General features: G+C 63.1%; 21 protein-coding genes and 1 tRNA gene. 6 read left to right on the plus strand and 16 right to left on the minus strand.

Translation table 11 applies throughout. The annotated features are described in order from the left end of the window. Window position 1: 1 nt before the first annotated feature. The 4 genes from NHF53_RS11040 to NHF53_RS11055 are packed head-to-tail and all read right to left on the minus strand — an operon-like array spanning window position 2 to window position 2,412. On the minus strand, window positions 2–490 hold the full coding sequence (locus NHF53_RS11040; RefSeq protein WP_112685178.1) for an Lrp/AsnC family transcriptional regulator: 489 nt from the start codon (window positions 488–490) through the stop codon (window positions 2–4). A gap of 57 nt (window positions 491–547) precedes the next feature. Beyond that, the gene (locus tag NHF53_RS11045) at window positions 548–1,192 is read right to left on the minus strand and encodes a uracil-DNA glycosylase family protein (RefSeq protein WP_252834215.1); all 645 of its coding nucleotides are present in this window, start codon (window positions 1,190–1,192) and stop codon (window positions 548–550) included. Window positions 1,193–1,202: 10 nt separating this feature from the next. Then, on the minus strand, window positions 1,203–1,814 hold the full coding sequence (locus NHF53_RS11050; RefSeq protein ID WP_252834216.1) for a glutathione S-transferase: 612 nt from the start codon (window positions 1,812–1,814) through the stop codon (window positions 1,203–1,205). A 19-nt stretch (window positions 1,815–1,833) separates the two neighbouring features. Next, entirely contained in the window at window positions 1,834–2,412 is a 579-nt protein-coding gene (locus tag NHF53_RS11055; RefSeq protein WP_252834217.1) for a thermonuclease family protein, read from the minus strand. Between the two features lie 122 nt (window positions 2,413–2,534). On the opposite strand from NHF53_RS11055, the gene NHF53_RS11060 reads away from it, so the two are divergent. Together NHF53_RS11060 and NHF53_RS11065 are read left to right on the plus strand one after the other, a co-directional pair. After that, the gene (locus NHF53_RS11060; protein WP_252834218.1) at window positions 2,535–4,070 is read left to right on the plus strand and encodes a HAMP domain-containing sensor histidine kinase; all 1,536 of its coding nucleotides are present in this window, start codon (window positions 2,535–2,537) and stop codon (window positions 4,068–4,070) included. 110 nt (window positions 4,071–4,180) lie between these two features. Next, window positions 4,181–5,155: an endonuclease/exonuclease/phosphatase family protein gene (locus NHF53_RS11065; protein ID WP_252834219.1), complete on the plus strand. Its 975-nt coding sequence runs from the start codon at window positions 4,181–4,183 to the stop codon at window positions 5,153–5,155. Window positions 5,156–5,189: 34 nt separating this feature from the next. Here the strand turns inward: NHF53_RS11065 and NHF53_RS11070 are convergent, their stop codons facing one another. Both NHF53_RS11070 and cobT read right to left on the minus strand, forming a co-directional pair. Continuing rightward, window positions 5,190–5,597 carry a diacylglycerol kinase gene (locus NHF53_RS11070; RefSeq protein ID WP_252834220.1) on the minus strand — a complete coding sequence of 136 codons (408 nt, stop codon included), beginning with the start codon at window positions 5,595–5,597 and terminating at the stop codon, window positions 5,190–5,192. Then, the gene (gene cobT / locus NHF53_RS11075; RefSeq protein WP_252834221.1) at window positions 5,590–6,612 is read right to left on the minus strand and encodes a nicotinate-nucleotide--dimethylbenzimidazole phosphoribosyltransferase; all 1,023 of its coding nucleotides are present in this window, start codon (window positions 6,610–6,612) and stop codon (window positions 5,590–5,592) included. The genes NHF53_RS11070 and cobT overlap by 8 nt, the downstream gene beginning before the upstream one ends. Before the next feature lie 128 nt (window positions 6,613–6,740). On the opposite strand from cobT, the gene NHF53_RS11080 reads away from it, so the two are divergent. Genes NHF53_RS11080 through NHF53_RS11090 form a run of 3 tightly spaced genes read left to right on the plus strand, consistent with a single transcriptional unit; the run spans window position 6,741 to window position 8,479 of the window. Further along, window positions 6,741–7,523, plus strand: coding sequence for an adenosylcobinamide-GDP ribazoletransferase (locus NHF53_RS11080; protein ID WP_252834222.1), 783 nt, complete (start codon window positions 6,741–6,743; stop codon window positions 7,521–7,523). A gap of 36 nt (window positions 7,524–7,559) precedes the next feature. Beyond that, window positions 7,560–7,781, plus strand: a complete 222-nt coding sequence (locus tag NHF53_RS11085; protein WP_252834963.1) for a DUF1289 domain-containing protein — start codon at window positions 7,560–7,562, stop codon at window positions 7,779–7,781. After that, window positions 7,778–8,479, plus strand: coding sequence for a TIGR02281 family clan AA aspartic protease (locus NHF53_RS11090; RefSeq protein ID WP_252834964.1), 702 nt, complete (start codon window positions 7,778–7,780; stop codon window positions 8,477–8,479). Before NHF53_RS11085 ends, NHF53_RS11090 begins: the two co-directional genes overlap by 4 nt. 16 nt (window positions 8,480–8,495) lie before the next feature. Here the strand turns inward: NHF53_RS11090 and NHF53_RS11095 are convergent, their stop codons facing one another. From NHF53_RS11095 to NHF53_RS11140, 10 genes are all read right to left on the minus strand, one after another. Next, complete coding sequence (locus NHF53_RS11095) at window positions 8,496–9,257, minus strand: ABC transporter permease (protein WP_252834223.1); 762 nt, start codon at window positions 9,255–9,257, stop codon at window positions 8,496–8,498. After that, window positions 9,254–10,180 carry an ABC transporter ATP-binding protein gene (locus NHF53_RS11100; protein WP_252834224.1) on the minus strand — a complete coding sequence of 309 codons (927 nt, stop codon included), beginning with the start codon at window positions 10,178–10,180 and terminating at the stop codon, window positions 9,254–9,256. The genes NHF53_RS11095 and NHF53_RS11100 overlap by 4 nt, the downstream gene beginning before the upstream one ends. Before the next feature lie 107 nt (window positions 10,181–10,287). Next, window positions 10,288–11,634, minus strand: coding sequence for a diguanylate cyclase (locus tag NHF53_RS11105; protein WP_252834225.1), 1,347 nt, complete (start codon window positions 11,632–11,634; stop codon window positions 10,288–10,290). A gap of 109 nt (window positions 11,635–11,743) precedes the next feature. Next, window positions 11,744–12,568 (minus strand): response regulator, encoded by an 825-nt coding sequence (locus NHF53_RS11110; protein WP_114361532.1) that lies wholly within the window; start codon window positions 12,566–12,568, stop codon window positions 11,744–11,746. A 182-nt stretch (window positions 12,569–12,750) separates the two neighbouring features. After that, window positions 12,751–13,014, minus strand: coding sequence for a hypothetical protein (locus NHF53_RS11115; RefSeq protein ID WP_252834226.1), 264 nt, complete (start codon window positions 13,012–13,014; stop codon window positions 12,751–12,753). 112 nt (window positions 13,015–13,126) lie between these two features. Beyond that, window positions 13,127–15,643, minus strand: a complete 2,517-nt coding sequence (locus tag NHF53_RS11120; protein ID WP_252834227.1) for a mechanosensitive ion channel family protein — start codon at window positions 15,641–15,643, stop codon at window positions 13,127–13,129. Window positions 15,644–16,027: 384 nt separating this feature from the next. Beyond that, window positions 16,028–16,417 carry a hypothetical protein gene (locus NHF53_RS11125; protein WP_252834228.1) on the minus strand — a complete coding sequence of 130 codons (390 nt, stop codon included), beginning with the start codon at window positions 16,415–16,417 and terminating at the stop codon, window positions 16,028–16,030. A 153-nt stretch (window positions 16,418–16,570) separates the two neighbouring features. Then, window positions 16,571–16,646 (minus strand) — tRNA-Lys (locus tag NHF53_RS11130). 127 nt (window positions 16,647–16,773) lie between these two features. Further along, window positions 16,774–17,706, minus strand: a complete 933-nt coding sequence (locus NHF53_RS11135) for a PhzF family phenazine biosynthesis protein (protein ID WP_374591070.1) — start codon at window positions 17,704–17,706, stop codon at window positions 16,774–16,776. 50 nt (window positions 17,707–17,756) lie between these two features. Then, complete coding sequence (locus NHF53_RS11140) at window positions 17,757–18,497, minus strand: NUDIX hydrolase (RefSeq protein ID WP_252834230.1); 741 nt, start codon at window positions 18,495–18,497, stop codon at window positions 17,757–17,759. A 326-nt stretch (window positions 18,498–18,823) separates the two neighbouring features. On the opposite strand from NHF53_RS11140, the gene NHF53_RS11145 reads away from it, so the two are divergent. Further along, the gene (locus NHF53_RS11145; RefSeq protein ID WP_252834231.1) at window positions 18,824–20,725 is read left to right on the plus strand and encodes a hypothetical protein; all 1,902 of its coding nucleotides are present in this window, start codon (window positions 18,824–18,826) and stop codon (window positions 20,723–20,725) included. The last annotated feature ends 13 nt before the right edge of the window (window positions 20,726–20,738 follow it).

A 20,738-nucleotide genomic window follows, 5' to 3' on the forward strand; every position in this document is an offset into this window, starting at 1 on the left:
ATCAGTCCTCCTGGGACTTCTGATTGTCGAGGATCATGTAGTCGAGCGGCAGCTCGGTCGTGTACTTGATCTGCTCCATGGCGAAGGCCGAGGAGACGTCGCGGATCTCGATGCGGGCGATCAGGCGCTTGTAGAAAGCGTCGTAGGCGGCGATGTCCGGAACGACGACACGCAGGAGATAGTCGACGTCGCCGCTCATGCGGTAGAATTCGACGACTTCCGGAAAATCCACCACCACTTCGGAGAAGCGCTTCAGCCATTCGATCGAATGGGTGTTGGTGCGGATCGACACGAAGACGGTGACCTTGGTGTTGACCTTGCCGGGATCGAGCAACGCTACCCGACGGCGAATGACGCCGTCCTCCTCCATCTTCTGGATACGGCGCCAGCAGGGGGTCGTGGAAAGCCCGACCTTCTTGGCGAGATCGGCCACGGCGAGCGTGGAGTCTTCCTGGAGTATGCGCAAAATCTTTCGGTCGAGACGGTCCATGCCCTGATCCTTCGGAAAATTATTTCCGGTATAGCGGAGATTTTCCGTTTTGAAAGCTCACAAAGGCGAAGAACACAAACGATCCACTTCCTCGCGCAGGACCGAAAGCAACTCCTGCTCGAACCACGGATTTTTCTTCAGCCAACCCGTGTTTCGCCAGCTCGGATGCGGCAGCGGCAATACGGGCAGCGCCGGCGATTCGACGTCGTTGCAGTACTCTCGCCAATGTCGCACCGTCTCGTCGAGCGTTCGCTTGCGCCGGCTACCGAGATGCCACGCCTGCGCATACTGTCCGACAGCGAGGACGAGCTCGATCTGCGGCATCGCGGCGATCACGCGGTCGCGCCAGGCAGGTGCGCATTCACGCCGCGGCGGCAGGTCGTGACCCTGACTGTTGTAGCCGGGAAAGCAGAAACCCATCGGAACGATGGCGAAACGATCGGGGTCGTAGAAGGCCTCGCGATCCACCCCCATCCATTGCCGCAAGCGATCGCCGGAGGCGTCGTTGAAGGGCAACCCCGTTTCGTGGACCCGAAGACCGGGTGCCTGACCGGCAATCAGGATGCGCGCCGTCCCGGAAAGGACGGCGACCGGGCGCGGCTCGTGCGGCAGGCGGTGCGCCATGCCGCCTCGCGGCCGGTCACGGCAGATACGGCAAAGCGCGATCTCCCTGCGCAACGTCTCCAACCCGTCGTCCGCCATCGGCAGGCCGTCAGAGCGCCGCACTCGGACGAGAGGCGACCTCGCGGTACCAGCGCCACACATGGGTGAACTCGTCCGGACAGGTGATGCGCGCCGGCTTCATGAAGTCGAATGCGATCATCGTCGTGATGTCGGCGATGGTATAGCGCTCGCCGGCGACATAGGGCCGGCCGGCAAGCTCGTCGTTCAGGAACCGCAGGAACTCGACCGCCTTCGGCTTGTTGACCTGGCCCCATTCCGGCACCTGCGGCACTTCCCACGACACCATCGCCGGATGGATGTGCCGGAAGGCCGCGGCGACGGCCGTCAAGTAGATGAGTTCGGCGCGGCGGTTCCACATCTCGACGATCGCCCGGTCCTTGGCATCGATCCCGAAGAGCGGCGGATCGGGTTGAAGCTCCTCGAAATAGCGGCAGATCGCGACGGATTCGCAAAGGACCGTACCGTCGTCGAGTTCGAGGATCGGAAGGCGCTGCAGAGGGTTCTTGGCGGTGAGTTCCGGCGCCCTGTGACCGAGGGCATTCATGTCCACCGGTACGGTCTCGACCTCGATGCCCTTTTCTTTCAAAAACACCGTCACCCGGCGCGGATTGGGCGCCCGTCCGCCGTCGTAAAGCTTCATCGGTTTCCTCCGTGGTCGGTCAATTGATACCAAAGAGCCGCCGGAGAAAAGCAAGAAGAAGGTCACCCGCATCGGCGGCCGCCATCTCGCCGGCATCCAGGCTGTTCGCCCGTCGCCACACCTCCGGCCGGTTGAAGGAGCCGTTCCAGATGCCGACACCCGCTCGGCGGGCCACGGCTTCCTCCGCCGAATAGTCGCCGTAGGAAACGGCAAACCCCTCCCTGACCATGAGCGCGTTGACATCGGTCTCACCTGACCGGCAGCGCACCAGCCGCCGTCCGTAGCGGTCGTCGGCCCTCCCCGTGCAGACGAAACCGGGGCTCGCCAGAAACGTGGCAAGGCGGCGCTTCGCCTCGACACCGCAGGGCCAGGTCCGGCGGTCGGGTCGCCGGCATTTCTGCGAGAGCTCGGGCGCATCGATGCCTTCGAGCCTCGCCCGGCCCTTGCCATTGGCGAGCGTATCCCCGTCGATGGCGACGAGGTCGCCGGAGAAGTCCCGTTCCCAGTCCCGATCGAGTTTGGCGATGATCAGCAGCGCGAGCAGCAACATGGCGACGCCGACCACGCCGTCGCGAAAGACGCGCCGAAACCCGGTCACAATCCCGCCTTCTTCACAAACGAAGGCTTTTCGAGCATGGCAAACAAATCCTTTTCGAGAGCATCTTCTTAATCTTTTGCCTCTAGTCTCGCATGATCGCGCGACAGATGACATTTTGAAGCATGAGTAAAGGCGTCCCGACCACGGCCGACAAGAACATCGTCGACCTTTCCCGCAGCCACCGAAACAAGGCTGTGTCGAAAGCGGTTCGCACGATGCGCGAACGGCTACAATCGAGCCATTCCGGCTCCCCGGCCTTTGATCGCGAATTGCTCGGAATGCACGTCGACTCGGCCCTGCAGGGAGCGGCGGTCGTGCCGTTCATGGTCCTGCTCGCCGGCGGCCTCGGGGCCTATGTCAGCCTTGCGCCCTGGATCTATTCCTGGGCACTGCTGACCCTCACGGTCCACTCGCTCAACATCCTGCTCGCCCGTCACATCTCAAAACGCGATCGGGCGACGCTTGCGATCAAGAAATGGCGTCGCCTTCTGCTCCTCGGCCAGGCCGGCATGGGAATGTGCTGGGCGATCTTTGCCCTGCAGGGCTGCGACAGTTGTACGGGCGACACCTTCGTCCTTTTCAAGGGCGCGGTGCTGCTCATCGTCCTGTCCGTTACGGCGATGGCCAACATACTCCTGCGTGGCGCTGTTGTGTTCGGGTTCCTGCCGACGGTGGCAGCCCTCATCTACACCACCTCTGCGACGCGCGCGCCGCTCGAGGCGGGCCTCCTCGGCATGTTCACGATCGCGCTGGTGTTCTTCTTCTTCATCACGCTCCGCCTCTACCAGAACAACCTGAAGCTCCTCTCCTTCCAGAGCGAGAAGGACGATCTCATCGCGGAACTCGAAGTCGCGAAATCCCTTTCCGACGAGGCGCGCCGGCGGGCGGAAGAGGCGAACCTCGCAAAATCGCGCTTCCTCGCCTCGATGTCGCACGAGCTGCGCACGCCGCTCAACGCCATTCTCGGCTTTTCCGAGGTCATGGCCACCGAAGTGCTCGGACCGCTCAACAACCCGCTCTACAAGGAATATTCCGACGATATCCACCGCTCGGGCCAGCATCTCCTCAACCTGATCAACGAGATTCTCGACCTGTCGCGCATCGAGGCCGGCAAGTTCGAACTGAACGAAGAGGCGGTGTCGCTGCTCGATCTCGCGGAAGACTGCATCGGCATGGTGCAGCTGCGCGCCAAGGGCAAGAGCATCACCATCGAAGAGCAGTTCGAGCAGGCCCTGCCCGACGTCTGGGCCGACGAGAAGGCGATCCGTCAAGTCATCCTGAACCTGCTGTCGAACGCGGTGAAGTTCACGCCGCAGGGCGGTGAAGTTCTGGTGAAGGCCGGCTGGACAGCGGGCGGCGGCCAGTACGTGTCGATCCGTGACAACGGCCCCGGCATTCCCGAAAACGAAATCCCGATCGTGCTTTCGGCCTTCGGACAGGGCTCGGTTGCGATCAAGAGCGCAGAACAGGGTACCGGTCTCGGCCTGCCGATCGTGCAGGCGATCCTTGCCAAGCACGGTGGCGAGTTCAAGCTGAAGTCGAAGCTGCGGGAAGGCACCGAGGTGATCGCCATCCTGCCGGCACGCCGCGTGCTGCAGAGCATCCCCGCCTTCTCCGAAACGCAGGCCGTCCAGCCGCGCAGGCGCCAGTTCGCCTGAACATGAGGGCCTGACAGCGATCGCGCAGTATCCCCGGAAGGCTTCGCGCATCTGTCATCGAAACGCGGTAGCGTCACGCTGTCTCGTTCATCACCCTTCCCGGAGCTACCATGAATACCTACCTGAGCGCGGTCGCGCTGAGCGCCACTCTCCTCGCATCCACCGTGTCCCCGTGCCACGCCCAGGGTGCCGTCACGGAACTGACCGTAATGAGTTTCAACATCTGGGGCGGTGGCGCCAACGAGGGAAAGGACGTCGCGGAAACGGCGGCGGTCATTCGCGCCGCCGGCGCCGATATCATCGGCATTCAGGAAACCAAGCCCGAGCCGGAGGTTTGTGAAGCGGATGACTGCAAGCCGGTCGGCGAGAGCGTCGCGGCAAAGCTCGCTGAAGCGCTCGGCTTCCACTACTACGACCAGGCGCAGGACAATCCGGCACTCTGGGCAAACGCCATCCTGAGCCGCTACCCGATCGGCAAGGCGACCGCCCACGACACCGGCGCGGCAATCAACGTCAACGGCCGCAAGGTCTATGTGTTCAACATCCACCCGACCGACTACCCCTACCAGCCCTACCAGCTTCTCAACATCGAGTATGGTCCGGCGCCGTTCCTGAAGACGGCTGAGGAAGCGGTCGCAGCCGCCCGAGCCGCCCGCGGCCCGGCGATCGACCTCCTGATGAGCGATCTCAAGGAGGCCGACGACGCGGACGCCGTATTCCTGTTCGGTGATTTCAACGAGCCGTCCTTCCGCGACTGGACCGACGCCTCCGTAAAGGCCGGCCACCAGCCGATGGCCGTGCGATACCCGACCACGTTGCGCGTCGAGGAAGAAGGCGGCTTTACCGACCTCTACCGCGCAGCCTTCCCCGAGGAAGTCGCCAAGCCCGCCTATACATGGACCCCGACGAGTGAAACGACGGATCCGGAGGACCATCACGACCGGATCGACTTCACCTTCGGCAAGGCGAAAAACCTGACGGTGGTAAAGGCCGGCATCGTCGGCGAGAAGGCGCCCGAAGCGGACATCGTCGTCACGCCCTGGCCTTCGGATCACCGCGCCTCCGTCGCCACGGTCCGCTTCTGAGGAGCGACGACGCGCGAAGGCTCGCGGCGGGCAGTCAAAAGAAGATCACGGCCGCCGCGAAGATGCTGTTTACGAGGATCAGGCAGAAGACTGCGAAGGAGCCCAAGTCCTTGGCGTTGCGTCCGACGGTCGAAATCTCCGGGGATACCCGGTCGACAAGTTCCTCGATCGCCGTGTTGAGGGCCTCGACGGCAAAGAGCAGCAGCATCAGGACCGCATAGGTCACGATCTCGCTGAAGCTCGCACCGACCAGCCAGAACAGGACGAACCCGGCGGCGAACGCCAGGAGTTCATGGCGGAAGGCCGATTCCTCGTAGAGTCTCAGAAAGCCCTGCAGCGAATAGCGTGCGGCCGCAAAGAAATGCGCGACGCCCGTTTCCTTGCGGACAGAACTGGAGCGGTCCTCTGCCGAGGCGGCGCTTCGGTGCTCTTCCTCAGCCATCGGTCTGATTGCTCACGCCCGCGCTCTCGAATGTCGCCATGCCGGAGTGGCAGGCGGCAGCAGCCTTGACGATCCCGGCGGCGAGAGCAGCACCCGAGCCTTCGCCGAGGCGCATGCCGAGCGCCAGAAGCGGCGTCTTGCCGAGCTTCTCGATGGCCTTCAGGTGGCCCGGCTCCCCGGAAACGTGGCCGATCAGGCAGTGGTCGAGCGCCGAAGGGTTGGCGGCCTTGAGGATCGCTGCGGCCGAGGTCGCGACGTAGCCGTCGATCAGGACCGGAATGCGCTGCACGCGGGCAGCCAGGATGGCGCCGGCCATGGCGGCGATCTCGCGTCCCCCGAGTCGCCTCAGAACCTCGAGCGGGTCGTCGAGATGGGCGCGATGGAACTCGACGGCCGTCTTCACGGCGTTGATCTTGCGCTCCAGCAGCTCGCCGTGCGAGCCGGTGCCGGGACCGACCCATTCCTCGGCCGTGCCGCCGTAGAGCGCGAGGTTGATCGCCGCGGCGATCGTCGTGTTGCCTATCCCCATCTCACCGATGCAGAGAAGATCGGTGCCGCCGGCGATCGCTTCCATGCCGAAAGCCATGGTCGCGGCGCAGTCGCGTTCCGAGAGTGCGGCCTCGCAGGTGATGTCCCCGGTCGGGTATTCAAGCGCAAGGTCGAAGATCTTGAGGCCAAGGTCGTAGGTCGCGCAGATCTGGTTGATCGCAGCACCGCCGGCAGCGAAGTTCTCGACCATCTGCTGGGTGACGGACGGCGGGAACGGCGTGATGCCATGCTTGGTGACGCCGTGATTGCCGGCGAAGATCGCCACCAGCGGACGATTGACCGCCGGCGGCCGACCGGTCCAGGCGGCAAGCCACATGGCGATTTCCTCGAGCCGGCCGAGCGCGCCCGGCGGCTTGGTCAACTGCTTGTCCCGATCACGCGCCGCAACGAGGGCGGTCGTCTCCGGCCCCGGGAGATCGCGCAGCAGCGCACGGAAATCGTCGAACGGCAGGCCGGTCACAGTCATGAAGGAGGCTTCCTTGTCTTTTTCCGCCAAATCGGCTTTGTGGGTTCCTCTAATACTGAGCGCCGGCCACCGCAACACCCGAAATTGCGGCCAATGCTGTCGCGAACAAAACGGAGCACGGACCGGCGATGGCTTTGCGCGCATTCCTGAACGACACGGCAAGGGCAGTCGGCTTCCTGAGCCGTATTCCCGTTCCGGCTTATGTCTTCGAGGGAGACGACGGCAGGCTCTCTCGAACGGTGCGCGCCTTTGCCGCTGCCGGGGTTGTGATCGCGCTGCCCGGAGCGGCGGTGCTCGCCGTCATGCTTGCGGCAGGCGCCGGCCCGCTGCTCGCAGCGGTCTGCGCCGTCACGGCGCAGGTGCTGACGATCGGCGCCCTCCACGAAGATGCCCTCGGCGACGCAGCCGACGGTTTCGGTGGCGGTCGCGACCGCGAACACGCCCTTCAGATCATGAAGGACAGCCGCGTCGGCTCCTATGGCGCGGTCGCCCTCGTCCTCATTCTCGGCCTCAGGATCACCGCGCTTTCCGAGCTCGTGACGGCAACCTCGCCGCTCGCCGCAGCGGCTTGCGTGATCGGCGTTGCCGCGCTCAGCCGGACGCTGATGGTCTGGCATTGGTCCGCGCTGCCCTCGGCCCGCACGCAAGGGGTGGCCGCCGGTGCGGGCACGCCGGAGAAGCCCGCCCTGCAGACGGCGCTCGTGAGCGGCGCGATCCTCGCCATCCTCTTCGTTCTGCCCGCCACGTCGCTGTTCACGACGATCGTCACCCTGGCGACAGCGGCCTTCGCCGCCGCCGTCTTCACCTCCCTGACCAGGAAGAAGCTCCAGGGCCATACCGGCGATACGATCGGCGCGACGCAGCAGGTCTGCGAGGCCGCAGCGCTCATCGCCCTTGCAGTGAGTTCCTGACCGGACGATATAGAGGACGCACCACAAGGAACGCCGATGGAATCGCCCTGCATCCTCGTCTGCTCGATCGACATGAAGACCGGCTTCTGCTTCGGCTGCGGCCGGACCAGGGACGAGATTGCACTCTGGACCTCCTATACGGATACCGAGCGCCGGGAGATCATGGCCACTTTGCCCGCGAGGCTCGAGACCGTCGAGCGCAAGCCGCGCCGAGAAACCCGCCGCAGCCGCATGGCGCGGGAGCGCGAGAACGGCTGATGCGGCTTCTCGTCGTCTTTCTCATTCTCGGCTTCGGCCTCGTCGTCCTCCTGTTTACCAACGGCGGCGCCCGCAACTTCGGCATGGACGATGACAGCTTCGGCGAGATGATCCGGCTGCTGCCGTTCGCCCTGCTGCTCTCGGCCGGCATACTCGCAAGCCGGCGAAGCCTCGGCGAAACGGTGCGCCAGATGGCGCTCTGGCTGTTGATCATCCTCGCACTGGTCACGGGCTATCTCTATCGCGGCGAGCTCCGCTCGGTCGGCGAACGGCTGCTTGCCGGGCTCGTCCCCGGCCGGGCGGTCGTCGTGACCGCGAGCGACGGCGGCAATGAAGTCGTGCTGCATAAATCGCTTGGCGGCCATTTCGTGACGCGCGTCGATGTCGACGGCGTATCCGTGCCGATGGTCGTCGACACGGGCGCGAGCTCGGTCGCCCTGAGTTACGAGGATGCCTTGCGGATCGGCATCGATCCGGCGAGCCTCAGCTTCACCCGGACGATCCTGACGGCCAACGGCCGCGCCATGGCCGCCCCGGCGCGGCTCCGGCAGGTGGCGATCGGTCCGATTCTTCGCACAGATGTCGAAGGACTGGTGGTCGAGGAAGGCAAGCTCGACCAGAGCCTGCTCGGCATGAGCTTCTTGTCCACCCTGCACTCGTTGCAGATGCAGTCGGACGAGCTGCGTCTCAGAGACTGAGGAAATCACTCCCCCGTCAGTTGCGAAGCTTGTAGCCCGTCCTGAAAACCCACGAGAGAAAGCCGAGGCAGAGCGAGAGGAAGACGCCGATCATCAGGACGCTGATCAGCGGGTCGACGTCCGATACCTCGAAGAAGCTCCAGCGGAAGCCGCTCACCAGGTAGAGAACCGGGTTGAAATGGCTGACGCTCTGCCAGAACGGCGGCAGGACATCGACTGAATAGAAGGTGCCGCCGAGAAAGGTGAGCGGCGGAACGACCAGCATCGGAACGAGGCTCAGCTGCTCGAAATTCTTGGCCCAGATGCCGATGATGAAGCCGGCGAGACTGAAGGTGACGGCGGTCATCAGCATGAAGAACAGCATGAGGAACGGATGTGCGATCGACAGGTCGACGAAGAAGGCGGCCGTCGCCAGGATGATGAGCCCGATGATCATGCCCTTGGTGGTCGCCGCCCCGACATAGCCGATCAGGACTTCCGTCATCGCGACCGGGGACGAGAGAACCTCGTAGATCGTGCCGGTGAACTTCGGGAAATAGATGCCGCTCGATCCGTTCGCCACGCATTGCGAGATCAGCGTCAGCATGATGAGACCGGGCGTGATGAAACCGCCGTATGCGACGCCGCCGATCTCCTGCATGCGTGAGCCGACGGCCGCACCGAAGACGATGAAGTAGAGCGCCGTGGAGACCACCGGCGACACCACGCTCTGAAGCAGAGTCCGGCGGGTACGTGCCATCTCGTAGAAATAGATCGCCTTGATCGCCTCGACGTTCATGCCTTTTCTCCGATGAGCGAAACGAAGATGTCCTCGAGCGACGACTGCCGCGTCGAAAGGTCGGCAAACCGCACCCCTGCCGCCTCGATGGCGGAGAGGAGGCCGGTGATGCCCCCGTGATTGGTCTGCCGGTCGTAATCGTAGATGAGTTGCGTGCCGCCGGGGGAAAGCTCAAGCTGCCAGGCGGCGAGATGCGGCGGCACGGCATCGAGCGGCTCGACGAGATCAATGGCGAGCTGTTTGCGCCCGAGCTTGCGCATCAGCGTGTCCTTGTCCTCGACCAGGAGCAACTCGCCGTGGTTGATGATGCCGATCCGGTCGGCGATCTCCTCAGCCTCCTCGATATAGTGCGTCGTCAGGATCACCGTCACGCCACCCTCGCGCAGCCGCGCGACGAGCTGCCACATGTCCTTGCGCAGGTTGACGTCGACGCCGGCCGTCGGCTCGTCGAGGAAGAGAAGGCGCGGCTGGTGCGCCAGTGCCTTTGCGATCAGCACGCGCCGCTTCATGCCGCCGGAAAGTTCACGCAGCGCGTTGTTGCGCTTGTCCCAGAGCGACAGCTCGCGGAGGATGCTCTCGATATAGGCGGGATCCGGCTTCTTGCCATGGAGCCCCCGCGAGAAGCTCACGGTGTTGAACACGGTCTCGAAAAGATCGGTCGTCAGTTCCTGCGGAACGAGGCCGATGATCGACCGCGTCTTCCGGAACTCGCTGACGACATCATGGCCGGCCACCAGCACCTGACCGCCGCTCGGATTGGCAATGCCGCAGGCGATCGAGATCAGCGTGGTCTTGCCGGCGCCATTCGGGCCGAGAAGTGCGATGATCTCCCCTTCCGCGATGTCGAGGGAGACGCCCTTGAGGGCTTCGAAACCGTTGGCATAGGTCTTCTTGAGATCACGAATGGATAGGATCGGAGACATGGGGGAAGAAGCTCCTGGAGGGTCGTGAACCCTCTATATAGAGACCTCGATGCCGGATGCCAGCCCCACCCCTCCGGTCGCTTCGCTCCGTTTCGCGGTCGCCGGCTTCAGGTCCCGACGGGCTTCAGCGTCAGTTCCTGCAGGATCGCGAGCTCGGAATAGACACGATTTCGGCCGTAGCGCTTGGCGAGATAGAGGAATTGATCCGCGGCGTTGAGGTAGTTGCTGAAGTTCTCGTGCCCCTCGACCTGCGCCACGCCGATCGACGCGGTCACGCCGAGGTCGGCGTCGTCGAGGGCGACCCTCACCTCCGCGATCTGGTGGCGCAGCATCTCGCAGAAATCGCTCGCCTGCTGGATGTCCTTGCCCGTCAGCAGGATGCCGAACTCCTCGCCGCCGAGCCGGGCGAGCATGTGATCCGTATCGTCGAGCGTCTCCCGCAGCCGGGTCGCCACCGCCTTCAGCACCCGGTCGCCGATCTCGTGGCCGTAGGTATCGTTCAGCCGCTTGAAATGGTCGATATCGAGCATCGCCATACTGCAGGCCTCGCCGCGATCAAGGCAGGAGGCGACGATCGCAGGTCCCTCGTCGAAGAAATGGCGACGGTTGCGCAGGCCCGTGAGGTAGTCACTGAAGGCTGCCAGCCGCAATTGCCGGATCTGCGACAGCGTCTCGACATTGTGCCCGATCCTGCACTGCAACTCCTCGACGACGAAAGGCCGGTAGACGAAATCGTTGGCGCCGGCCTTCAGGAAGCTTGCCGAGAGCAGGCGGTCGGACGAAGAGGAAATGCCGATGATCCGCACCCGGTCGGAGGTATGCACACGCCGGATGCGGCGCGTCAGTTCGTAACCGTCCATATCGGGCATGTTGTAGTCGGTAACGACGAGTTCGATGCCGGGATGCTGCTCGAGCATCGTCATCGCCTCCGTTCCCGTCGAGGCCTCAAAAACCTGGAACTGCTGCAGCCTGAGGAGATCGGCGAGCATCTTGCGGGCGGACGGAACGTCGTCGACGACGAGAACGCGCACGCTGCGGTTGGCGAGAATGCGGTCGACAGCGGCGATCACCATGTCGATCGCCCGTTCGTTGTTCTTGATGACGTAATCGGCGACGCCGCGCGCAACCACCCGCTCGCGCATGTGGCGATTGAAGTCGGCCGTGAAGACGACGGCCGGGATATCGTGTTGAACCACCTGATCGAGGATCTGGCCGTCGGGCGAGTCGGGCAGGTTCAGATCCACCACCGCGACGTCGTATTGCCGGGCCCTCCCGGCGACGGCGTGCCGGAAGTCCTCGGTCGTCGCGCAGTGGGTGACCCTGAGGCCATGTTCCTTTTCGAACCGGTGCGACAGGATCGAGGAGAGCGTTCGCGAGTCCTCTATGACCAGAACATGCCCCTTCTTTCGCGAGGGAGGTCTGGTATCCGCAGTCATTTCGGTTGGCAAAGACATTGCTCTTACTTCCATAAGCCGAATGAGTGGCACTACGTCGATAGATGCAGGTATCGGTCGGGCGCTCGCGCACCCGACCCCATTCTCGTCATTTGCGTGCGGCCAGCGCTCAGGGGAGTCTTTGCTGTGCCGCCTTTATCTGGGTCAGAGTGTCGAGATTCTGGTTCACCCGGCAGTAGAACTCCTCGTCGATGAACGGCCGCAACATGAAGTCGTTGCCGCCCACCTTGAGGAAACGTGCCGACAGCAGGCGATCATTCGAGGAGGACACCCCGATGATCCGCAGTTCGTGAGACCCCCTCGCCCCCCTTATACGTCTCGTCAGTTCGAAGCCGTCTACATCCGGCATGTTGTAATCAGTGATGACCAGCCCGATATCCTGATTTGCCTTAAGTATTTCCAGCGCCTTCGCCCCGCTTTCCGCCAGACTGACGCGAAAGTTGTAGCGTTTCAACCGGCTAGACAACAAAGCCCGCGCTGTCGGACTGTCATCCACAACAAGAACGTGGTGACGATGATTCGTGAGGAAGCGACAGACCGATTCCGCGAGCATTTCGACCGCGAAAATATTGTCCTTCAAAATATAGTCGACGATGTCCTTGGCGAGCAATTTTTCCCGCAACTGCTCCTGGAAGGTGCCGGTGAAGATGATCGTCGGAATGTTGAGATCGATCAGGTATTCCAGCGCCTCACCCTTCTCGGCCCCAGGCAGATTGATGTTGGAAATCGCCAGGGTCACCGGCTCATCCGAAAGCTCGTTCGCGGCCTGCAAGTCCTCGAAAGAGCGACAGATTTCCACATCGATGTTGAAGAGCTCCTTGAGCCTGGTGCGGATCATCGAGGTGAAAACGTTCGAATCTTCCGCGACGATGATACGCGCATCCGGAAAGGATTCTCCGGTATACTGCATGCCCGAAATACCAAGGAAAGTCATGGAGCGCCTTTGCTGCTTTTTATCGACGCCGGACGTTAGACCGAATGGTTTGCGGAACTATTAATCGGAGATCATTCAGACAACACTTGCCGACAAGCCGAGGAGCGGCATTTGGCCGCTCCTCGTTTGCTCCCGTCGGAAAATGCTGTCTCGGATTCGTTCGGCGCAGCAGCGCGCCCTTCTCACTTGACGGTGGCTGCGCCGTCCTTGATCTCGATGGTCTCCCCACCCTCGAGACCGACGCGATCACCGCTCGGCAGCGTCACGAAACAGCCGGAAGGGCAGAAACTCTCGGTCTCGCCGGCGTCGACGGCAAGCTCGACGCGCGAACCATCCTCCACGACCTGCAGAACCACGGTCGACGATCCGCTGTTGGTTACCGTTGCCGCCAGGGCAGCGGAGGCCATGCACGTCGAAAGGAGAACACTCAGTACCAGTTTCGTCATCTTTTCGCGGCGTCTCGCGGACGCCTCCCCCTGCTCGTCGTCGGAGTCCGGTCATCCCTTCATCCGACACTCCTCTTTTATCGCGGCCAGCCTGAACGCCGCCTGAACACCCTTACCGTGGCAAACTGCCACTCGCCTCGTCGGCCGGCAACCCGTCGCCCGCCATCCGCGGTAATACGTCGACCGCAGCAAGCATCGGGCCGCCGCTCCCCGGCGTCTCGCCCGGACGTCTTGCGTCGCCGGCGGAGCGCACGTGCAGGTGAACATCCTGCTGCGGGAACGGTATTTCCACCCCTTCGGCCCGGAACCGCTCCAGGATCATGACATGGATGTCGTTCTTGACGCCGCGGGCATTCAGCACATCGCCGATGAAGAAGCAGAGGCGGAAATCGAGCGAGGACGCGCCGAAGCCGTCGAAAATGACGAAGGGCTCGGGGTTGCGCAGGACACCCTCGTGCGTCCGGGCGATTTCCTCGAGGATCGCCATCACCTTTCGGGGATCGCTGTCGTAGCCGACACCGACCGGGATATCCACGCGGCCGAGACTGTTGCGATGCGTCCAGTTGCCGACCGAAGCATTGATGAGTTCGGAGTTCGGCACGATGATCGACTGGCGCTGGAAGGTCTCGATTTCGGTCGCACGCACGGAAATACGCCGAACGAATCCTTCCGTCGTGCCGGTGGCGACCCAGTCACCGACCTTGAACGGCCGTTCCGCCAGGAGGATGAGCCCGGAGACGAAATTCGACACGATGTTCTGGAGACCAAAGCCGATGCCGAGAGAGAGCGCACCGGCAACAAGCGCCAGACTCGACAGATCGATGCCGGCGGCCGAGACACCGATGAGCCCGGCCAGCGCCGTACCCAGGTAGCCGATCGCGGTGCGGACCGAATTGCGCACACCGGGATCGACCTGCGAACGCGCCATGATGCTGCCGTCCAGCCACTTCTGGAACCACCGGGTGCCCACGAGGCCGAGGACGAAGAGCAGGATACCGCCGAGGATACCGAACACCGAAAAGCGGATGCTGCCGACATTGACCTCGGTGAACATGGTGAAGAGCCATGCCTCGATGTCGCGCGGCTGAAAGCCCCAGGAGATCAGGATCAGCGGAATGCCGATCGAGAGGGCAAAGAGGTAGATCAGCAGACCAGCCGCCATGCCGGTCTGGTCGAGAGCCACGGGATGCAGCAGAAAACGCCGCTCGAGATAGCGGCCGACCCGCGTGTCGCCGAAGCGATCGGGCTCGGAGATCGCCTTTCCCGACAGGATGCCGATATACATCGTGACGACCACCGCGCCGTTGACGATGATCTGCGTCGCGAGGAAGCGCGCGAGGCCGACATAGCCGACGGCGCTCAGGAAGATCAGCCCGAGACCGACGAGCCGCAGCAATATCGCCACCCATCGCGGCCACGGCCGGCCCGGCGCGCGAGGATCGCCTGTCTCCGCGACAATCGGCGTCATGAAGGAGACGGCGAAGATGATGAGACCGACCAGCGTCGACGACAGAAAGCTCTTGAACACCGTCAGAACGATCGGCGATCCAAGTGCCTCGCTGACGGTTCCGAAGACATAGTCGAGGCCGTTGATAACCGCCATCAGGAGGACGGCCGTCACCAGGTGTCGCGCGCCGCGGTCGGAGACCCGGATCAGCCTCCAGCTCGGCGCTTTCGGCGCCAGCACCGCTTGCGTCAGCAGGCCGACGAATACGACGAGCCCCACGAAGGCGAGCGTGACCGCCATCATCGGCGCGATGTCCTGCCGGAGCACCTTGAACGTATCGAGAAAGAAGTAGGTCGCCGCCAGGAAGACGCAAAGCGCCAGCGTCGGCAGGATGGTCGACCAGAATGCGACCGACAGGCGGCTCATGTAGCTCGGCGCCTCGTTCGCCGGATCGCGCTTTATCAGCCGCCCGAACAGCCGATACTCGACGAACATCAAAACGAGAGCGAGCGACAGCGACAGCATCACGGCGATACCGAGCGGCGCGCGCTTGAACTTCAGGATGAAGGTCACCCAGCTGCTGAGCGTGCGCTGGAAGTCCAAGGCTTCCTGAGAGAACGAACTCGCCGCCTCCGAGAACACGTCCATCGATATCTCTGTATGGGCGAACAACTGCTCGGCAAACAGATCACGGCGCATCTTCGTGATTCTGTTCGACAACTCAGAGGCCTTGATCGAGATATCCTCGGCCTGTCCCGTCAGCGTGTTGATCTCCAGCCGTCCGGCCGTCAGCCTGTGCCGCTCCTGGGTAACTGCCGCTGCCTCCGGCGGCTGCCCGTCCTTCGGCGGTTCGCCGAGCTGGTCGAGCCGCGACTTGATCTCGTTCAGGCGCGGCCGCAGATCGACGGACACCTTCAGGACGTCGCGGATCAGCGAATCGACGCGCGCCTTGATATCGGTCAGTGCGGCATCGTCGCTCGCCCGGCGCTCGACGTCCGCGGCGAGCGCGTCCAGCCGCTTCCTTACGTCCGCGATGTGATCGGCCGCCTCCTGCTCCGGGGTTGCGTCCGGTGCAACAACCGCCTCCTGCGCCTGTGCGAGGCGTGTCCCGACGGGTGACAGGAGAAAAGCCCCCGCCCCCGCCGTCAGCAGGAGGAGGAAGAGAATGCGGAGAAACGACAAGGCTGATCCTTCATTCGCTGGTGGCGGAACGAGGCGGACAATAGTACCGGACGCCGCGAAAGAAAAGAAACGGCTCCACGATCCCGGCAGCATCATGGCGCAAACGACGCGCCATCGGAGAATCGGCATGGAGAGCGCCGGCAACGGCGGACACGAAGTTATCCACAGTTATCCACAGGCAAAAATCATGAATTCGGGGAGAATGGCGAGAACGCAGCATGAACATCAAGAAGGCAATGAGAACATAAGGCGACCATCCGCCAGCGACCGGCTTCCTCCCCGACAGCACTACCCGGACGCAAAAAAGGGGTGGCTGATTGCCACCCCTCGAATTCCATCTCCGCACCAGTGTCGGAAATCTTGTCCTGCCCGACCTGCTGTCGATCAGTCGTCGTCGCCACCATCGTGGTCGCCACCGTCATGATCGCCGCCACCGTGGTCGCCGCCATCATGGCTGCCGCTGTCGTGACTGTCGCTGTCGTGGCTGCCGCTGTCGTGGTCGTCACCGCTATCGTCGGAACCGTTGTCGTCGGAACCATTATCGTCGTCCGAACCGTTGTGGTCGTCGTCGGAGCCGTTCACATCGTCGTCGGTACCGTTGTCGTCGTTGCTTGCGGTAACCCGATCACCACCGCCGGAACCGTCCGTGCTGGACGAAGACGACAGACCGAGACATGCAGCAACCGTCGAACAGCTGCCGGCATGGGCCGGGCCGGAGACGAGAGCGGAAGCCATCAGGGTGAGCATTGCAGTGGTTGCCAGAAACTTGTTCATTTTGTGTACTCCTCGTTGAACACGGGAGCCGTTATAAGGAACAGAAGCTGACAGATAGCTGACCGAAAAACATAGAATTTTTCATAACCGTCGATTTTCTTCACTCGACGGTCCTCAGCGGAAATGATGAAATTTCAATGATTAAGAGAAAACTGGTGGGTGATGTAGGGCTCGAACCTACGACCCGCTGATTAAGAGTCAGCTGCTCTACCAACTGAGCTAATCACCCGACCGTTGCGCCGTCTGGCGGCGTGAGGGGGCGTATAAACAGGATCGGAGAACTTGTCCAGCGCCGAAGCGAAAAAACTTTCGCCACGGCGGGAAAAAATTCACACCATCAACGTAACCATTTGTTTTTACAGATCTAAAAACCCGGACGCCACGCGCACGGCCTGACCGCCGATACGCGCCCGCGCAATTTCGCCGTCCGCGACGTCAATATGGAGATGGATGTAGGAAGGCCGGCCCATTTCTACGCCTTGCTCCACCAGCAGCGGGTGGTGACCGTCGGGAAGCGCATCGAAATGGTGGATGGCGCCGGAGAGCGCCGCGACCGCCGAACCCGTCGCCGGATCCTCGCCGATGCCCATGTCGGCACTGAACATGCGTGCGTGAAACTTTGCTCCGTGATGAATGCCGCCGCGGCAATAGACATAGGCCGAAGCGAGGCCTCCCTCCGCAAACGGCGCGATCCTCTCCCAGAACTGCGGATCGAAATCGACCCTCTCGACCGCGCCAATGTTCTGGACGGGAATCATGATGAAGGGAACGCCGGCGCTCCAGAGCGAGGGTACGTGGTTCTCGAACCCGATCTGCTGCGGCTTGAGCGAGAGTGCTTCGGCGAGGGCCTGCCGGTCGAAGGCGAGATCGATCCGGCTCGAATTGCGCGGCAGGTCGAATTCGGCAAAGCTCGCCTCGCCTTCCCGCAGCCTGATGGCGCAGCGCACCGGCCCGACATTTTCCTCCAGCACCGAGACGAGTTCGGTGGCACCGTTCTTCGCCCCTTCCCTTTCGGCGAGCGCGATCGCCGTTCCCACCGTCGGATGTCCTGCGAAGGGCAGCTCCCGCGCCGGCGTGAAGATGCGGATGCGCGCGGTATGCGTCGCATTTGCCGCCGGCATCACGAAAACCGTTTCGGAGAGGTTCGTCTCGCGGGCGATCGCCTGCATTTCCGGATCGGACAACCCCTCGCCGTCGAAGACGACACAAAGCGGATTGCCCGCAAGTCTGCTGTCGGTGAAAACGTCATAGATGCAGTATTGCCGCACCAATCTCTCTCCTCGCCGCATTTCGTCGCCTGCACACTGCCCCAGCCGCAGCGGCGGTGCAAGCGAGGGCGTCAGCGGTCCCCGGAGAAGAACCAGTGGATGAGCGGCAGCATGGCGGCGGCGTAACGATGGGCGGACGGATCGGCCGAACGGATCGCGATGGCACCGGCAATCTCCGCCCGTTCTTCGCCGCGCATGTGCTCCTCGATTCGCTCGACCAGCTCGCGGGCGTTCTCGCGCCGCCGGAAGAACTGATAGATCGTCACCCGCCGCCGCTGATGGCTGGCGAACAGCCGGTCGTCGGTCTCGTCAGCCGCAAGCTCGAGACCGGTCTCTTCCCTGACTTCGCGCAGCATGTTGCCGAGGAGGTCGCAGTGTCCATCGACGACATCACCGTCGTCGAGCGAGCCTGCAGCGCAGTAGACCTGTCCGGGATTGGCCGTGTGTTCAGACATCCTGACGGCGATGATCGCCCCGTCCGAGGAAACGATCACCGGGAAGGCGAAGAGATGAAAACCGCTCGTCGGGGCGGGCTGGCTGCGCCACCAGAGAAAGGTCGAATAGGGAATGATGTGTCCTGTCCCGCAGATCGTTCCCTCCTGAAGATCCAGGCGCCGCTGGAACACGATCTTCCCGTCGAACAGGGCCGGATTGCGCGAAACCTCCTCGCGCCAGTTGCGCGCCGCCGCCTCTCGCTCCGCCAGATGAAAGGGATGATCCCCCGGCTCCACCGCCAGCGTGACCTGCCGCACCGGAAAGAGCGTCTTCTCCGGCGGCCACAGGACTTCGGCATGATCCGGCGCAAGGTTCATAGGACAAGTCCCGATGTAAAGAAGTGAGCTGGCGAAGGCACCGCCGGAAGCGGAGCCCGAACGGTCCGGGGTGGAACACGCGAACGAAAGGTGATGAGGCCGGGAGCAAATGTCAAATCATGCGTCGCCGCACCTCGGATCGCCACCTTTTCATCCGGCCCCGCAGGGCGCCCGGATGAGGGATTGCGACACGGTCGCCCGACAGGTCTCCGCCGGTCCCGGACTTTTATTGGGCCGATATCGCCCCGGAGCGGCTATCCTGTTGATGTGGGGAGAAAATTCCTGCGATCACCTTCTCTATCCGAAAAATGGACGAAGGCACGAGCATGGGGACGAACACCAACTGGCGGGCGCGGTTGCGCTACGAATTCGACAAGAGCATGGCGGCAGGAACCGTCGCGCTGATCGGCTGGCTGGCGCTCGTCTCGCTTGTCGTCATCATCATCGCGGCAGCGTTCCTCTCATTGAGCGAAATTGGCCCCGACGACGGCTCGCCCGTCACCTTCATCGAGGCGGCGTGGGAATCGCTGATGCGTACCATGGACGCCGGCACGATGGGCGGCGACCAGGGCTGGAGCTTCCGCGGGGTGTCGCTCGCCGTGACGTTCGCCGGCATCTTCGTCTTCTCCGCCCTCATCAGCGTGATCAGCTCCGGCCTCGAGGGCAAGCTCGACGAGCTGCGCAAGGGCCGCTCCCACGTGATCGAGAACGACCACACGATCATTCTCAACTGGTCGGCCTCGATCTTCGACATCATTTCGGAACTGGTGATCGCCAACCAGAGCCGCAAACGCCCCCGCATCGTCGTCATGGCAGGAAAGGACAAGGTGGAGATGGAGGAGGAGATCGCCGCCAAGGTCGGCGACCTCAAGAACACCAGGATCATCTGCCGCAGCGGCGATCCGACCGACCTCTACGACCTTGCCATCCTGAGCCCGCAAACCTCGCGATCGGTGATCGTCCTCTCGCCGGAAACCGCCGATCCGGACTCGCAGGTCATCAAGACCGTACTCGCCCTCGTCAACGATCCGAACCGCCGTGCGGCACCCTACAAGATAGCCGCCGAAATCCGTGACGCGGCGAATGCCGAAGTCGCGACGATCGTCGGTGGACGCGAAATGCAGCTCGTGCTCGCCGACGACCTGATCTCGCGGATCGTCGTCCATTCCAGCCGCCAGTCCGGCCTGAGCGCCGTCTATTCGGAACTCCTCGACTTCGACGGATGCGAGATCTACACGCTCGACCAGCCGGACCTCGTGGGCAAGCCGTTCGGCGCCGCCGCGATGGCGTATGACAGCTCGACGCTGATCGGCATCTGCGACACGGAAGGCAAGGTGCATCTCAATCCGTCGCCGAACCGCGTCTTCGGGGTCGGAGAGAAGGCGATCGTCATTGCCGAAGACGACGCCTCGATCAGAATATCGGCCGCACCGGCCGTCTGTGCCAAGGATGCGATCCTGCCCGTCGTCGTACGCGAGCGCCGCCCCGAGCGGACGCTCATTCTCGGCTGGAACCGGCGCGGCCCGCTGATCGCCACGGAGCTGGCGCGCTACGTTGCTCCCGGCTCGCTACTGACGATCGCCGCCGACACACCGCAGTTCGAACTGGAGGCGTCTTCACTCGTCGCCGCCGGCTCGAGTTTCTCGGTCGAATACCGGGTGATCGACACCAGCAGCCGCGCCGCCCTCGATGCTCTCGACGTACCCTCCTACGACCACGTCCTCGTGCTCGGCTATAGCGATCACATGAGCGCCCAGTCGGCTGACACCCGGACGCTCGTCACCCTCCTGCAGCTTCGCAAGATCGCCGAACGGGCCGGCAGGCACGTCAGCGTCGTCAGCGAGATGATCGACGTGCGCAACCGCGAGCTCGCGGAAGTGACGCGCGCGGACGATTTCGTCGTCAGCAACAAGCTGGTCAGCCTGATGCTCGCGCAGGCCTCGGAGAACGAGTACATGGCGGCGATCTTCGGTGAACTGCTCGACGAGGAAGGATCGGAAATCTACCTCCGTCCGCTGTCGGACTATGTCGCGATCGACAGGCCGGTGAACTTCCACACGATCGCGCTCTCGGCGCTGCGCCGCGGCGAAATCGCGATCGGTTATCGTCGTCAGCGCGAGAACGATCCCGACGAGCGTAATCTCGGCGGCGTTACAGTCAATCCGAACCGCAGTGACATGATCTCTTTCGACAAGAACGACATGGTGATCGTCCTCGCCCGCGACTGACCGACGCCATCGT

The sequence above is a fragment of the Ciceribacter sp. RN22 genome (assembly GCF_024054295.1).
GTDB lineage: Bacteria > Pseudomonadota > Alphaproteobacteria > Rhizobiales > Rhizobiaceae > Allorhizobium > Allorhizobium lividum.